Annotated in this window: 13 protein-coding genes; 8 read left to right on the top strand and 5 right to left on the bottom strand. The window is 70.0% G+C overall.

Annotated elements, in window-relative coordinates:
- The first annotated feature begins 443 nt into the window (after nucleotides 1-443).
- Entirely contained in the window at nucleotides 444-1,379 is a 936-nt protein-coding gene (locus AP234_RS26340; protein ID WP_055482427.1) for a TIM barrel protein, read from the top strand.
- Nucleotides 1,380-1,444: 65 nt separating this feature from the next.
- Here AP234_RS26340 and AP234_RS26335 read toward each other — a convergent pair whose 3' ends face one another.
- Nucleotides 1,445-2,305: an A/G-specific adenine glycosylase gene (locus AP234_RS26335; RefSeq protein ID WP_083502456.1), complete on the bottom strand. Its 861-nt coding sequence runs from the start codon at nucleotides 2,303-2,305 to the stop codon at nucleotides 1,445-1,447.
- A 167-nt stretch (nucleotides 2,306-2,472) separates the two neighbouring features.
- Between AP234_RS26335 and AP234_RS26330 the strand changes: the two genes are divergently transcribed.
- Complete coding sequence (locus tag AP234_RS26330; protein WP_055482425.1) at nucleotides 2,473-3,195, top strand: hypothetical protein; 723 nt, start codon at nucleotides 2,473-2,475, stop codon at nucleotides 3,193-3,195.
- A gap of 68 nt (nucleotides 3,196-3,263) precedes the next feature.
- On the opposite strand, the gene disA is transcribed toward AP234_RS26330, so the two are convergent.
- The 3 genes from disA to AP234_RS26315 form a co-directional block, all read right to left on the bottom strand.
- On the bottom strand, nucleotides 3,264-4,388 hold the full coding sequence (gene disA, locus AP234_RS26325; protein WP_152990628.1) for a DNA integrity scanning diadenylate cyclase DisA: 1,125 nt from the start codon (nucleotides 4,386-4,388) through the stop codon (nucleotides 3,264-3,266).
- Nucleotides 4,389-4,453: 65 nt separating this feature from the next.
- Nucleotides 4,454-5,902, bottom strand: a complete 1,449-nt coding sequence (gene radA, locus AP234_RS26320) for a DNA repair protein RadA (protein ID WP_055482424.1) — start codon at nucleotides 5,900-5,902, stop codon at nucleotides 4,454-4,456.
- A gap of 54 nt (nucleotides 5,903-5,956) precedes the next feature.
- Nucleotides 5,957-6,655, bottom strand: coding sequence for a methyltransferase domain-containing protein (locus tag AP234_RS26315; protein ID WP_055482423.1), 699 nt, complete (start codon nucleotides 6,653-6,655; stop codon nucleotides 5,957-5,959).
- 87 nt (nucleotides 6,656-6,742) lie between these two features.
- Between AP234_RS26315 and AP234_RS26310 the strand changes: the two genes are divergently transcribed.
- The 6 genes from AP234_RS26310 (at nucleotide 6,743) to AP234_RS26285 (ending at nucleotide 13,141) form a co-directional block, all read left to right on the top strand.
- The gene (locus AP234_RS26310) at nucleotides 6,743-7,558 is read left to right on the top strand and encodes a sugar phosphate isomerase/epimerase family protein (RefSeq protein WP_055482422.1); all 816 of its coding nucleotides are present in this window, start codon (nucleotides 6,743-6,745) and stop codon (nucleotides 7,556-7,558) included.
- Nucleotides 7,559-7,564: 6 nt separating this feature from the next.
- Nucleotides 7,565-8,197 (top strand): TetR family transcriptional regulator, encoded by a 633-nt coding sequence (locus AP234_RS26305; RefSeq protein WP_055482421.1) that lies wholly within the window; start codon nucleotides 7,565-7,567, stop codon nucleotides 8,195-8,197.
- A 208-nt stretch (nucleotides 8,198-8,405) separates the two neighbouring features.
- Nucleotides 8,406-10,520, top strand: a complete 2,115-nt coding sequence (locus AP234_RS26300; RefSeq protein WP_055482420.1) for a (Fe-S)-binding protein — start codon at nucleotides 8,406-8,408, stop codon at nucleotides 10,518-10,520.
- Between the two features lie 158 nt (nucleotides 10,521-10,678).
- Nucleotides 10,679-11,605: a hypothetical protein gene (locus AP234_RS26295; RefSeq protein ID WP_235558388.1), complete on the top strand. Its 927-nt coding sequence runs from the start codon at nucleotides 10,679-10,681 to the stop codon at nucleotides 11,603-11,605.
- A complete protein-coding gene (locus AP234_RS26290; RefSeq protein WP_055482418.1) occupies nucleotides 11,602-12,678 on the top strand; it encodes a glycosyltransferase in 1,077 nt (358 codons plus the stop codon). The genes AP234_RS26295 and AP234_RS26290 overlap by 4 nt, the downstream gene beginning before the upstream one ends.
- Before the next feature lie 181 nt (nucleotides 12,679-12,859).
- On the top strand, nucleotides 12,860-13,141 hold the full coding sequence (locus AP234_RS26285; RefSeq protein WP_055482417.1) for a metal-sensitive transcriptional regulator: 282 nt from the start codon (nucleotides 12,860-12,862) through the stop codon (nucleotides 13,139-13,141).
- 511 nt (nucleotides 13,142-13,652) lie between these two features.
- Here AP234_RS26285 and AP234_RS26275 read toward each other — a convergent pair.
- Nucleotides 13,653-15,071 carry a hypothetical protein gene (locus AP234_RS26275; RefSeq protein ID WP_235558387.1) on the bottom strand — a complete coding sequence of 473 codons (1,419 nt, stop codon included), beginning with the start codon at nucleotides 15,069-15,071 and terminating at the stop codon, nucleotides 13,653-13,655.
- Nucleotides 15,072-15,150: the final 79 nt, after the last annotated feature.

Genomic DNA, 15,150 nt, shown 5'->3' with positions numbered 1-15,150 from the left:
GAGGGGCGTCCCCCACTTACGGGGGGCGCCCCTCGATTTTTCGCCGCCCCGCCGCCGGCTCGTCCCGCCGCCGGTTCGTCCCGCCGCGGGTGCGGCCGATCACCGGTGTGGCCAGTCACATATCGCAGTCCGCTTTCGCGCCACGCGATGTAGTACTACACTCTGTAGAGAATCGCGGCGCCGCGGTCGGGAAGCCGGGACGCCACCAGGAGGGGTGGCAGATTCGACCTGGTCAGACGCCCCCCGACACGTACGCGTGTCATCCGGGCGGCGTAGCGGCCAATCAGCTCAGCGGCGGACGCGAGGACCCGAGTGAACGGGGGAGACTCGATCGGAGCCGGGCCGCGTCCCGGCCGCAAGAGGATCACTCCGGCATCACGCCTGCCCACAGCGAGCGCGTGAGCCGACGGTACGCAAAGCGCACAACGCCTGGGAGGTACCTTATGCGCCTGTTGCATGAGGACGGGACGCTCGTTCACCTTGCCTACAACGCGGGGGTACACCCGGCGGAGGACCTGGAGAACCTGATCGCCCACCTGACCCGCTACGCGGTGCCGGTGCGCCGGAAGCTGGGCGTCGACCGGCTCGGGATCGGGCTGTGGCTGGCGCCGCCCGTCGCCGACCATCTCATCGCCGATCGCATAGAGCTCGTACGGCTGCGGCGTTCGCTTGAGGAGCGGGGCCTGGAGGTGGTCAGCCTCAACGGCACCGGCGGCCGCAACCAGGAGGTGCCGGGGCCGGACTGGGCCAAGCCCGAGCGTTACCGCTACACGATGGCGCTCGCGAAGATCCTCGCGTTCCTGCTGCCCGAGGACGTCCGCTTCGGCAGCATCTCGACGATTCCGATCGGCTGGCGCCGCGACTGGCCGAGCGATCTCCACGACATAGCTTCACGCCGCCTGGAGCGGCTCTCCCGTGAGCTGCGCGGCCTCTACAGCGTGACCGGCAAGACCATCCGGGTCGGGTTCGAACCGTGGCCGGGCTGCGTCCTGGAGACGACGGAGCAGGCACTGGAACGCGTCTGCGACATCGACTCCGAGCATCTCGGGGTATGCCTGGACGCCTGCCACCTGTCCGGCGGCCCGGAGGAGCGGGACGCGGCGCTGCGGGGCCTGGCCCAGGCGGGCGCCCCGGTGGTGAAGCTGAGTCACGTGCACGACCACGGGCACGAGATACCCAGCACGCAGCCGGTGCTTCAGGACACGCTCAACGCGATCCTGTCCGGCGCGGTGAACGGCACCGCACACGTCGAGGTCGAGGCGCACCACGGCACGGCTCCGAAGACGAAGGGTCCGGCCGCGCTCGTCGCCCGGCTCGCCGACGAACTCGACTGGACGCGCAACCACCTCACCGCGCTGGGCCTCAAGCTCGCCGCCTGATCCGGCCCGTCGCAGTCAGCGGGATCAGGCGGCGCAATCGTCGTGGGCTCCAGGCGGCCCGGCGGTCAGGCGGGGAGCCGGTAGGTGCCGTCCGGCAGCACCTCGGCCAGGCCGTCGTCCAGCAGGCCGTCCAGCGCGCGCTCGCGCTGGACGTGGTCGGCCCAGACCACGTCCAGGGCCTCCTTGGGCACGGGGCCGTGCGCGTCCCTCAGCACGGCCAGCAGGCGTCCGCGGCACTGCCGGTCGGTCCCCGCGTAGGTCTGGCCCCGCCGCGCCGGGCCGGCGGGCCGCCCGGCCGACCGCCATGCGCACTGGGCCGAGACCGGGCAGCGCTCGCACCTGGGCGCGCGGGCCGTGCATACAAGGGCGCCCAACTCCATGATCGAGACCGCCCAGCGCGGCGCGCCGACCGGCGGGATCAAAGACTCGGCCAGGCGCCGCTCGGCGGCCGTCGTCGTCTTCGGCGGGTGCTCCTCGCCGCGTACGGCTCGGGCCAGCACACGGCGGACGTTGGTGTCCAGGACGGCGTGACTGCCGCCATAGGCGAAGCTCGCCACGGCGGCCGCCGTGTAGTCGCCGATCCCCGGCAGCGCGCGCAGCTCGTCGTACGTCGACGGCACCCGCCCGCCGTACTCCGCCGTGATGGCCCTGGCGCACGCGTGCAGGTTCAGGGCACGCCGCGGGTAGCCGAGGCGTCCCCAGTGGCGTACGGCTTCGCCCGGGGGCTCTTCCGCGAGGGCTTCGGGGGACGGCCAGCGTGCCATCCAGTCCGTCCAGACGGGCAGCACCCGCGACACCGGCGTCTGCTGGAGCATGATCTCGCTGACCAGGATGCCCCAGGGGGTCGCTTCGGGACGCCGCCACGGCAGGTCCCGATTGTGCTCGGCGTACCACTGGAGGATCGGTTCACGAAGCGAGACGGCCACGATCAGACCCTATCCGCCAGATTCTGTCCGCCAGACCCTGTCCGCCCCTCCGCATCCGGCCACAAGTTCCACATCCGACCATAAGTGCCGCCTGAGCTCCGCCACCGGATCCTCTTGTCGCGGCGTGCCGTTTCCCCTGGAAGGGTAGGGCTCACCATACTGAGAGTATGGATCCGGACACGTTCCGTGGTGATGTCGGTGTCGAGGGGGCGGACGTCTACTGGCGCCGCAGGGTGTCGGTGCTCACGGGCATGCTCGTCGTCGTGGCGGTGGTGGCATGGGCCTGCACGAGCGCCTCCGGCAAGCCGGGTGACAAGACGGGTGGCGTCAGGGCCACCCCGGGAGCCTCCGACCCGATGGTCGTCTCGCTGCCTTCCAGTCCCGCCTCGGGGAGCCCGTCGCCGACGGGCGCCGCCGCCCTCGCCGCGCAGGCCGAACCGTCTCCGTCGCCGTCCGCTTCGCGCTCTCCGTCGCCCAAGCCGGCGAAGCCGCGGCGGCCCGGCGATCCCTGCGATCCCAAGAACCTGGTGATCGCCCTGCGCAGTGGTCAGAACGTGTACGCCGGGGACGCCGCGCCCACGTTCCTCCTGACCGTGGTGAGCACCGATCGGATCGAGTGCACGGTCGACGTGGGGCCGCGCACGCTGGAGATGCGGGTGACGTCGGGCGGGCAGCGGATCTGGTCGACGGCGGACTGCGTGGCGGGTGAGGGCGTCGACCGGCAGACGCTCGAACGCGGCATCCCGTACGTCCGCTCGATCACCTGGGACCGCCGCCGCTCGGGGACCGTCTGCTCGGGCAAGCGTCCGACGGCCGGGCCGGGCACGTACGTCGCGAGCGCCCACTCCGGCCATCTCAAGAGCCCTAAGGTCGTGTTCCACCTGCGCTGAGGCTCGGCTCGGCAATGGCGACCGAGGCCTGGAAACAGCGACCGAGGCCTGGGTACGGCGACCGAGGCTCAGAGGTAGCGATCGAGGATGGTGGCGTCGGCGAGGCGGGACAGCCCCTCACGGACGCTGCGGGCCCGGGCCTCGCCGACGCCCCCCACGGCCTGCAGGTCGTCGGTGCTGGCGGCGAGGAGCTTCTGCAGCCCCCCGAAGTGGTCGACGAGCCGGTCGACGATGGCCCGGGGGAGTCGGGGCACCTTGGCGAGCAGCCGGAAACCGCGGGGACTCACCGGCGCGTCCAACGTGCCCACTCCCGAGTGGCCGAGCACGTGGGCGACCTTCACCAGATCGAGCAGATCGGCCGAGGACAGCTCGTCCAGCTCGTGCATGGCGTCCGTGAAACTCCGGGGGTGCCGGGCAGGCGGGCCCGACGAGGCGGGGGAACCGGTCGAGGCGGGCGGGTCGGGGAGATAGTCGCGGACTATCTGCTCGCGGTCGGTGTCCACGCCGGCGACGAGCTCGTCGAGTTGGAGTGACAGCAGCCGGCCGTCGGTGCCGAGCTCGACGACGTACTCCTCGATCTCCCCGGCGATCCGACGGACCATCTCCAGCCGCTGGATGACCACGGCCACGTCCCGGACCGTGACGTGATCCTCGATCTCCAGAGCCGACAGGGTGCCGGACACCTCGTCGAGCCGCTTCTTGTAGCGCTCCAGGGCCGCCAGGGCCTGGTTGGCCTTCGAGAGGATCGCCGCCGAGTCCTCCAGGACGTATCGTTTGCCGTCAAGATAGAGCGCGATGATCCGCATCGACTTGCTGATGGCGATGACGGGCAGCGAGGTCTGCTTGGCCACCCGCTGGGCGGTGCGGTGCCGCGTGCCCGACTCCTCGGTCGGGATGGCCGGATCGGGCACGAGGTGCACGGCCGCCCGGACGATCCGCGAGCCGGCGTGGTCGAGCACGATCGCGCCGTCCATCTTGGCCAGCTCGCGCAGCCGGGTGGCCGAGAACTCGACGTCGAGCGTGAAACCGCCGGTGCAGATCTCCGCCACGGTGCGGTCGTAGCCCAAGACGATCAGACCGCCGGTGTAGCCGCGCAGGATGCGCTCCAGCCCGTCGCGCAGGGCGGTGCCCGGCGCGATGGCGGCCAGCACGGCCCTCCTGCGCTCGTCCGATCCCTTGTCGTCGTCCAGCACCCTCTCCCTCGCGATCGGACGGCCGTCCCGCCAGCTTACCGGCGTACCCCCTCTTCACCCCTGTCTCACTTGACGTGGGCGAGGGCGTCCCAGACGTTGTCGACCTCGGTCACCTCGAAGCCGGGCGCGAAGGCCCTGGTCCGCGCGTCGGAGGGCCGCAGGGCGATCAGGTTGCCACGGGCGACCACGTTGCCGCGGCGCGGCGGCGCGGACTCCAGCGAGTTGCTCTCGTCGTCCAGCGAACCGGTGGGGACGATGGCCCGGGTGAAGCCCAGCCGGGCCGCCTCGGCGAGCCGCCGCCGCACCTCGCGCACCTGGCGCAGCTCGCCCGCCAGCCCGACCTCGCCGAGCACGACGAGCCCGGCGGGCAGCGGGGTGTCGCCGAAGGCGCTCACCACCGACAGCATGAGCGCGAGGTCGACCGACGGATCGGTCAGCCTGATGCCGCCGACGGTGGCGGTGAACACGTCGCATTTGCTGACGCTGGCACGCAGTCGCCGCTCCATCACCGCGAGCACCAGCGCCACGCGGTAGGGGTCCAGACCGGACGAGGTCCGCCGCGGCTGCGGGGCCTCGGTCGGGCCGACGAGGGCCTGCAACTCGGCCGGGAACGGCCGGGTGCCCTCGATCGTGACCGTGACGCAGGTGCCCGGCACCGGCTCGCGGTGCCGGGACAGGAACATGCCGCTCGGGTCAGAGATGCCGGTGATCCCGCCTTCGTGCAGGTCGAAGCAGCCGACCTCGTCCACCGGGCCGAACCGGTTCTTCACCGCGCGCACCAGCCGCAGCCGGGAGTTGCGGTCGCCCTCGAAATGCAGGACCACATCCACCAGGTGCTCGAGCACCCGGGGGCCGGCGATCGAGCCGTCCTTGGTCACATGGCCGACGAGCACGGTGGACATGGCGCGCTCCTTGGCCAGGCGCACCAGGTTGCCCGCGACCTCGCGGACCTGGGTGACGCCGCCGGGCACGCCGCTGGCGTCGGCCGAGCCGATCGTCTGCACCGAGTCGACGATCAGCAGCGTCGGCTGCACCTTCTCGACATGGGTGACCAGCGCGGACAGATCGGTCTCCGCGGCGAGATACAGCCTGTCCTCGATCGCGCCGATCCGGTCGGCCCGCATCCGCACCTGGGCGGTGGACTCCTCGCCGGTGATGTAGAGCACGGTCTCCCCGCGTGCCGTGCGGGCGGCGGCCTCCAGCAGGAGTGTGGACTTGCCGATCCCGGGCTCACCGGCCAGCAGCACGACTGCGCCGGGCACCAGGCCGCCGCCGAGGACGCGGTCGAGCTCATCGACCCCGGTCGTCCTGGCGCTGACGGTCTCGGCCTTCACCTGGCCGATCGGCACGGCAGGAGCCGACACGGCGCCGGGCTTGACCACGTTCACGCCCTGCCGGGCGGTCGCCTCTTCGACCGTGCCCCAGGCCTGGCACTCCCCGCACCGGCCGACCCACTTGACGGTCGTCCACCCGCACTCGCCGCACCGGTACGCCGGCTTCGCTGCCTTGCTCACGACCGGGAGGCTACCTGGCCCGGCTGACAATCCCCATGGGATTCAGGAGTCGCTTCAGAAATACCGCCAGCGCAGGACGTTGGGGTAGGCGAGTTCGAGGCCGGGCGTCTCCGTGATGGCCGCCTCGGCCACCTCCGGGGTGAACTCGATGCGGAGCACCGCCTCCAGGTCCGCCCGTGACCCGAAGACCATGCGCAGGTCGAGCTCCCTACGCTGCCAGCCCTGCCGTACCCAGAACCGCTCGACCGCCTCGGGAGAGTAGGACGGAACCGACCGGAGGAACCAGCGGCCGAAGGCGCCACGGGAGCCGTCGAGGTCCACGACGAAGGCCGCGCCGCCGCGCCGTACGACCCGGGTCAGCTCCCGCAGGCCCGGCTCGCAGCCCGGTCCGAAGAAGTAGGCCCAGCGGGCGACGGCCACGTCCACCGACGCGTCGGGCAGTGGCAGCGACTGGGCGGTGCCCGTACGGACGGCGACGTTGCCCAGTGCGGCGCAGCGTGCGGCGGCCATGGCCGCGAGGTCGGCGTGCGGTTCGATCCCCACGACGCGCCCGGCGGTCACGGCCAGCGAAGGCAGGTGGAAGCCGGTCCCGCAGCCGATGTCGAGCACGGTCGCGCCGTCCCAGGGCCGGATCGCCCGCATGGCGCAATCCACGGCGCCGTCTGGATCCACCGCGCGATTTTCCAGTTCGTAGACCTGGGGGGAGTTCCAGATGTTCGGGCTGGGTATGGCCCCGCTCACGATCCGCGCCATGCGCCCACGATAGGCCTCACCGGGCCCGCACGCGGCTTAGGCTGGATCCGTGAACGGGCGCAGGGACCGCCAGGGGAGGCGGGCTTGATGAGTAACATCCGCGTGCCCAACGCGAAGGTGGCGCTCTCGACGGCGTCGGTCTATCCGGAGCGTACGCCGGATGCTTTCGAGTTGGCCGCACGCCTGGGCTATGACGGCGTCGAGATCATGGTGGGCCAGGATCCGGTGAGCCAGGACGTCGACGTCCTTCAGCGGCTCAGTGATCATTACGAGATCCCGATCCTGGCCGTGCACGCGCCATGTCTGCTGGTCACGCAGCGGGTCTGGGGCCGTGACCCGTGGGTCAAGCTGCGGCGGGCCCGCGACGCGGCCGAGCGGCTGGGCGCCTCCACCGTGGTGGTCCACCCGCCGTTCCGCTGGCAGCGCGACTACGCCAGGGAGTTCGAGGCCGGGCTGGCGCGCATGCGCGAGGAGACCGACATCGTCTTCGCAGTGGAGAACATGTTCCCCCTTAGAGCCAGGGGCAGCGAGGTCGTGCCGTACGCGCCGGACTGGGATCCGGTCGACTACGACTTCCCGCAGGTGACGCTCGATCTGTCCCACACGGCGGTGTCCGGCTCCGACGCGATGGAGATGGCCGTCAAGCTCGGGGACCGTCTCGCCCACCTCCACCTGGCCGACGGCATCGGCACCACCAACAAGGACGAGCATCTGGTGCCGGGGCGGGGCACGCAGCCGTGCGCGCAGATCCTGGAGCGTCTGGCGACCACCGGCTACACCGGCCTCATCGTGCTGGAGATCAACACGCGTAAGGCGGCCAGCCGTACCGAGCGGATCGACGACCTCGCCGAGGCACTCGCCTTCGCCCGGCTGAACTTCGCCGCGTCCGCGGCGGCTTCATGATCGAGCATGACGGAACACAACCAGACATTGCCGCACGTGGCGGACACGGCGGAGGCACGGCGGCGGCCGGGGCGGCCCGGCCGCCGGCCCGGCTCGGCCGACACCCGTGGGGAGATCCTCGCCGCTGCGCGCAAGGTCTTCGCCGAGAAGGGATTCGACAAGGCCACGATCCGGGGCATCGCACGGGCCGCCGGGGTCGACCCCGCCCTGGTCCACCATTACTTCGAGACCAAGGACGGGGTGTTCGTCGCGGCCATGCGACTGCCGTTCGATCCGGCCGTCGTGATTCCCATGATCGTCAATGGTCCGCGTGAGGAGGTCGGCGAACGCCTGGTGCGCTTCATCCTGACGATGACCGGTGATCCGAACGCGCGCGAGCACGTGCTGGGCCTGCTGCGGACCGCCATGGTAAACGAGCAGGGCGTGGCCATGGTGCGGGAGTTCTTCTCGTCCGCCGTGCTGGGCCGGGTCGGCGCGGAGCTGGGCGTTCCGCAGATCAGGATGCAGACCGCCTTCTCCCAGATGCTGGGTATGGTCATGGCCAGGCACATCATGCGGCTGGAGCCGCTGGCGTCGGCCGGCACCGAGGAACTGGTCGAGCTGCTGGCCCCAACCGTTCAGCGCTACCTCACCGCGTGACCTGACCACGTCACCTGATCGGGTGATCTGACCGTGTGGCCTGATCCGGTCGGACGGCGTCACCGGGACGCCGCATGACCTGACCCCGCGTAATCTGGGCCAGAGCCTTGTTCTAGCATCGGCCTTCAAGTAGCCATCGGTGATGGACATATGTTACTCGACGGTACCATTCGGTGTGCCCTGTCACCGTTCCATATGGGAGGAACCCGTGCTCTGGGTAGCGATAATCGGGCTCGTCATGACCGTGGCCGCGGTCGCCTTGGCCGGACGCCGTGTACTGTTCCTCTTCCGGCTCGCCACCAGCGGCCAGCCCGCCCCGGAGCGGATCGAGCACGCCAAGGCGAACGTGGGCACCGAGATCAAGACCCAGCTGGTGGAGGTCTTCGGTCAGCGCAAGCTGCTGAAATGGACGCCCTCCGGCACCGCGCACTTCTTCGTGATGTGGGCGTTCTTCATTCTGCTGACCGTCTACATCGAGGCGTACGGCGCGATCATCAAGGGCGCGATCACGGGGCACGCCGACTTCCACATTCCCTTGATCGGCACCTGGCCGGTGCTGGGCTTCCTGCAGGACTTCATCGCGGTCGCCTGTCTGCTCGGCCTGGTCGCCTTCTCCGTCATCAGGATCAAGAACTCGCCCAAGAAGCTGGGGCGTGACTCCCGGTTCGCCGGCTCGCACCTGGGCGGCGCCTGGCTCACGCTGTTCATGATCTTCAACATCATCTGGACGCTGTTCCTGGCCCGTGCCGCCGCGGTCAACACCGGCAACTTCCCCTACAAGTCCGGGGCGTTCGCCTCCGAGGCGGTCGCCAAGATCCTGCCGCACGGTGAGACGGCCGCGGAGTTGCTGGAGCAGGTCGCGCTGCTGCTGCACATCGGCTTCATGCTGGTGTTCCTGGTGTTGGTGGTGAACTCCAAGCACCTGCACATCTTCACCGCGCCGCTGAACGTGCTGTTCTCCCGTCGTCCGGACGGCATGGGCGCGGCGCAGCCGATGCGCAGCAACGGCAAGGTGCTGGACTTCGAGGAGGCCGACCCCGACGTCGACGTCTTCGGCCGCGGCAAGATTCAGGACACCACGTGGAAGGGCTTCCTGGACTTCTACACCTGCACCGAGTGCGGCCGCTGCCAGTCCCAGTGCCCGGCGTGGAACACCGGCAAGCCGCTGTCGCCCAAGATGCTCATCCTGGACCAGCGTGACCACGCGCTGGCGGTGGCGCCGTACCTGCTGGCCGGCGAGGAGGAGCGGGCCGGCTTCGGTGAGGACGTGCTGGCGCTGCTGGACAAGCCGCTGGTGGCCGAGGACGGGGTCATCCACCCCGACGTGCTGTGGTCGTGCACCAACTGCGGCGCGTGCGTGGAGCAGTGCCCGGTGGACATCGAGCACATCGACCACATTCTCGACATGCGCCGCTACCAGGTGATGATCGAGTCGTCCTTCCCCTCCGAGGCGGGCGTCATGCTCAAGAACCTCGAGAACAAGGGCAACCCGTGGGGCATGTCGGAGATGAAGCGGGCCGAGTGGATCGAGGAACTCGCCTTCGAGGTCCCGATCGTGGACGAGAAGATGCCCGCCGACACCGAGTACCTGTTCTGGGTCGGCTGCGCCGGGGCGCTGGAGGACCGGGCCAAGAAGACCACCAAGGCGGTCGCCGAGCTGCTGCACATCGCCGGGGTGAAGTTCGCCGTGCTGGGCCCGATGGAGGCCTGCACCGGGGATCCGGCCCGCCGGTTGGGCATGGAGTTCCTGTTCAACATGCTCGCCCAGCAGAACATCGAGACGCTGAACGACGCGGGCGTGAAGAAGATCGTGGCCACCTGCCCGCACTGCTTCAACACCCTGGCCAACGAGTACCCGCAGCTCGGTGGCATGTTCGAGGTCGTCCACCACACCCAGCTGCTGGCCCGCCTGGTCGAGGAGGGGAGGCTCACCCCGATCACGCCGATCGAGGAGAAGATCACCTACCACGACCCGTGCTTCCTGGGCCGGCACAACAAGGTGTACGCCCAGCCGCGCGACATCATGGCCAAGGTCCCCGGTGTCCAGGCGCAGGAGATGCACCGCTGCAAGGACCGCGGGTTCTGCTGCGGCGCCGGCGGCGCGCGCATGTGGATGGAGGAGCGGATCGGCAAGCGCATCAACACCGAGCGGGTGGACGAGGCGCTGACCACCGATCCGGACACCGTCTCCACGGCCTGTCCGTTCTGCCTGGTCATGCTCGGCGACGCGATCAATGAGAAGAAGAACGCGGGCGAGGCCAAGGAGACCCTCGAGGTCGTCGACGTCGCCCAGCTTCTGATCAAATCCGTCAAGGGAGCGTAAAGCGTCTTTGCGGAAAGAATGCACTATTTGTGTAGGCGGTGTGTCAATCCGCGAGAAAGTGGGGTTTATCTGGTGACGGCGACAAAGTCTTTCTCCACATAACAGGAGAATCACGGTAACCTCAACGTTGGCTCAATCGACGGGGAGGGAGCTGGACGGTGCGCTCGGCAACGAGGTTGACGGGGTTGGTCGTCACCGACGCGGAGGTCACCCTGGCCGATGTCCTCTCCCTCCGGATCGCCGTCGAGGAGCCGTTGGCCGACGGCACCCTGCTCGTCCTGCGCCAGCGGGGCAGCGGGGTGGAACGTCACGTGACACTTGGCTCCCCCGACGGCGAGCGGTCCACGGACCGGCGGAGCGGGCGCCTGCGGACGTCGGACGCGAGCGTCGCGGTCTCGCTCGCGCCGCTGGCGCTCACCCCCGGTCGATGGGACGCCTATCTCCAGCAGGGCGACTCCCGGACCCGGATCCGAAGCGTCGACCCGGGCTTCTCGCTCGACCGGCTCGACGCGTACGCGCTGGGGCGGCGCACGATGGCCTACCGCACCTATCGCACCCGCAACGGCTTCCTGGCCATCAAGATCGATCACGCCGAGCCGATCGCGGATGTCCGGGCGGTGTGGTTCCGGGAAGGGCGGTTCGAGGTGACCGGGCTGCTCGCCTACACCGGCCTCGGCGACGACGAGCAGCATCACGAGGCCAGGCTGACCATGCGGCTCGCCGACCTGGACGGCGACTTGTCGAACGGTGACCTACTGCACCGTGACCCACTGCACGGTGACCTACCGGCCGAGACCGCGGGGGCCGCACCCCAGATCGTCGTCGCGGCCACCGTCCACGGGGTCCGGTTCCACGCCGCGCTGTCGCTGTGCGACGTGCTCGCCGCCACCCCGAACGGCCAGGGCGTCTGGGTGCCCCACCTGGACGTCGACGGGATGGGCCGGCGGCTGCCGCTGGGCGCCCGGCTCGACGACGTCGAGGGCAAGCGGCGCCGGGTCCCCTACCCCCATGCCCTGATGGACGGCGTTCCCATCAGACCCGCCTTCACCATCGACGACGAGTTGCGGCTTGAGGTGGGAGTGTGAAGATCACCTTCCTGGTGCCCTCGGCGTACGGCATGCGCGGAGACGTCCGCGCCACCCTGAACCTCGCGGGAGAACTCGCCGCACGGCACGAGGTGGAGGTGGTGAGCGTACGGCGGACCAGGGAGACGCCCTTCTTCCCCGTCGACCGTCGGGTCACGATGCGGTGGCTGGTGGACGCCCGTCCCCGCGCACGCAGGCTGCTGCCACGCGGGCAGATGCGCACCGAGGTCGCCCTGTGGCGAATGCTGCGCGGGCTGCGCAGCGAGGTGCTGGTGACCGCCCGGCCGACGCTGAGCGTCCAGGCGGCCAGGCACGCGCCGCGGCACGTCATCCGCATCGCGCGGGAGTGGACCCGGCCGGCCGTACCGGGCCCCGTCCAGCGCTTCTATCCGCGCCTGGACGCCGTCGTGACCAGCACGGAGAGCGGACGGGAGGAGTGGGCCGACCTACTTGAGGATGATCTGTCCGTACACGCCATCCCGGACGCGCTCCCGACGGGGCCGTGGCCGCGTTCGCGCATGGACAACAGGATCGTCAGCGCGGGCGGCCGGTTGGTGCGGGGCAAGGCGTACGACCGGCTGATCCGCGCGTTCGCGATAGTCGCGGACAAGCGCCCAGATTGGCGGCTGCGCCTCTATGGCAGTGGGCCCGAGGAACGGCGGCTGCGTGCCCTGGTCCAGGAGCTCGAGTTGCACAACCACGTCTACTTCATGGGCGTCACGCCCGATCTGCCGGGCGAGTTCGCCAAGGCGTCCATCATCGCGGTGCCGTCCAGACAGGAGGTGCTCGGGATGGCGGTGATCGAGGCGCTGAGCTGCGGGGTGCCGATAGTCGGATTCGACGGGGCGCGCGGCCCACGGGGTTTCCTGCGTCCCGGACGTGACAGCGTCCTGGTCCCCGAAGGCGACGACGAGATCGAGTCGTACGCCGGGGCACTGCTCGGGCTCGTCGACGACGAGCGCCGCCGCATGGCGCTCGCCGCCGGTGCGCTGGAGTCCGCGTCGGCGCACGCGGCGCCCGCCATCGTCGGCCGCTGGCAGGAACTGATGTACGGCCTGCGCTCTCGGGAGTAGCCGCGGCCCGGCGTCGTCTCCCACCGTCGTCTCCCACCGTCGTCTCCCGGCGTCGTCTTCCACCGTCGTCTCCCGGCGTCGCTCCCCGGTGTTGACATGGGGGCGATATGGGGGGTCGATAAGGGGTGCGATATGGGCTTCGACACCGGGTTTCGATACGGGGAGAGGGTATGGTGGGGGCATGCACGGGTACAGCGGGGACAAGCAGGCATACCTCACCCGCCTGCGCCGGATCGAGGGCCAGATCCGCGGGCTGCAGCGGATGGTCGAGGAGGATGCGTACTGCATCGACATCCTCACCCAGGTCTCCGCGGCCACCCGCGCACTGCAGGCCGTGGCCCTCGGGCTGTTGGAGGACCACATCGGGCACTGTGTCGCGGAGGCCGTGAGCCACGGTGGGCCGCAGGCGGAGGAGAAGGTGAAGGAGGCCTCGGCCGCCATCGCCCGTCTCGTCCGGTCGTGAGCCGGAATGGTTCCGTACGGGACCGTGTGGCCTGAGCTCGCCCCGTTCGGGGCCGTGCCGCGGAGTAGCGGCGAAAACCGCCCCGGACTCGTCGAGAGGAGTCCGGGGCGGCCGCTATGGCTTCAGTGGCTCGCCGAAGTCCGCAACCCCAGCGCGTTGTCGAGCTCTTCCAAGGTCAGTCGGTCGTCTGCGATGTTCACGGCCTCCAGCACCTCGGCATAGAGCGCGATCTCGTCCAACGCGACACGGTCATGGACCCGAGAGTCCAGGTCGTCGTGCCCCACCGCGTCGTCCTTCCTTCCGCAGCCAACACCCATCACGAGGTTACGTCCGGGTACCTTTCCGGGACATGGCCCATCGGGACCATTCCGCCGGGCGTCATCCGTCCCCCCGTGACCATTTCCGCGATACCGGGATCACGATTTGATGAAACGGTTGGTGATGGTGGGAAAGGATTGCTAAGCGGGTAAGACGGAAATATCACCAACTCTCGGATCTTGGGGTGGTACGGCTATGACCCCGCCCACGACGGGGGGAGCGGATCGTCGCGCTCGTGGATCAGGCACTGGACGACCGCCCGGCAGACGGCGAAACCGTTCGTCGGGGTGGAGGTGCCGGTGAGCCGGCACCAGGCCAGCCCGGTGGCGTAGGCAGAGCCGAGCAGTGCGGCAGCGGTGTCCCGGTCGGGGGGAAGAATCGCGACCGGGAGGGTGCCGTTTCGCGGCCAGCACCCGCGCAGCGGATGCCGTGGATCCGAAAGCGAGGCATACAGCGCGTCACGCAACTCGTCGTCGATCCACGGGTAGATGCGCGTCACGATGTCCGCGGTGCCGGAGGCGCCGGGCGCCCAATGTGGTTCCGCTGTGCCGCACACCCCCGCCACGTCGGCGGCGAGCAGCGCGGCGGCGGCCGTTCTGGGATCGACCCCGCGCGCGGCCAGGTAGCCCAGCGCCTCCACCATGTCGTACAGACTGTGCAGGAAGTGGTCCCCGGCCGAGAGTTCGGGCAGCGTCGCCGCGACCAGGTGCGGCGGACAGCGTGCCAGCCAGGCCTGCCGTACGGCACCGGCGTGGAGAGCCTGGTGGTCGAGCCAGGGCTGGGCGGACAGCGGGCCGACCATCGCGAGCAGGGCGTCGGCCCGTGGGCGGAACCGGGCGTCCGCGCGCAGCACCGCCGCGGTCTCGGCCATCACGCTCGCCAGGTGGAGGCCGGCCTGCTCGGCTCCCGACCGCATCCGCTCGACGTAGATGGTCACAAGAGCGTCGAAGGACCCCATGGGCAGCCAGCGCACCCAGTCGTCACCCGGTAGCGGCCGGGCGAAGAACTCGCCGAAAGTCGACAGCAGCACCTCGTTGCCGTCGAAGGCGGGCGCGTAGGCGCACCACATGATCGTGCCCCAGATGGCCGCGATCGTTCCGGCGACATCCCGGGCGAAGACCTCCCCGAACCCTCCGGTCAGGGGGAACTCATCGAGCGGTGCGCCCCGATGGGTCTTGATCAGCACCCGGATCCCCTCGGTGACGTCATGCGGCACGTCGGGCCCCACGAACGCCTGAACGGACCCCCGGTCGTAGGCGAAGTCGGGACCCGTGGGGATCAACTGGGGCGGCACCGGCGGTGTCACCGTCCCGAATACTCCCGGCGCCATCGGCGTTCCCGGGGCTCGGGGCGCTCCGGGTGCTCCCGGGCGTGCGGCCGACCTGATCGCGGGATGCGACGGAGGAGCGGACAGATGCCAGCGGCCGTCGGCGCGGTCGAGCCGGTACCACCGGGCGTGTGCGCCGAACACCCACTGCGAGCCGTCCGGAGTGGTCAGCACGCGCTGGGCGATGGCCTGGGTCTTCGTGATCGGCGGAAGCGTGATCCAACGCGGATCACCGACCATGGCGCGAACATCCCGTTCCGTCGCCGTGAACCCGTCCCACCACACGCGGCCATGCTAGTTCCGCAGTGGTCGCGCGGCACCGCCACGGCCCTGCCACAGCACCGCCACGGCATTGCCGCGTCAC

It is taken from the genome of Sphaerimonospora mesophila, from assembly GCF_001417795.1.
Lineage (GTDB): Bacteria > Actinomycetota > Actinomycetes > Streptosporangiales > Streptosporangiaceae > Sphaerimonospora > Sphaerimonospora mesophila.
This window is presented reverse-complemented; position numbering and strand designations above follow the sequence as displayed.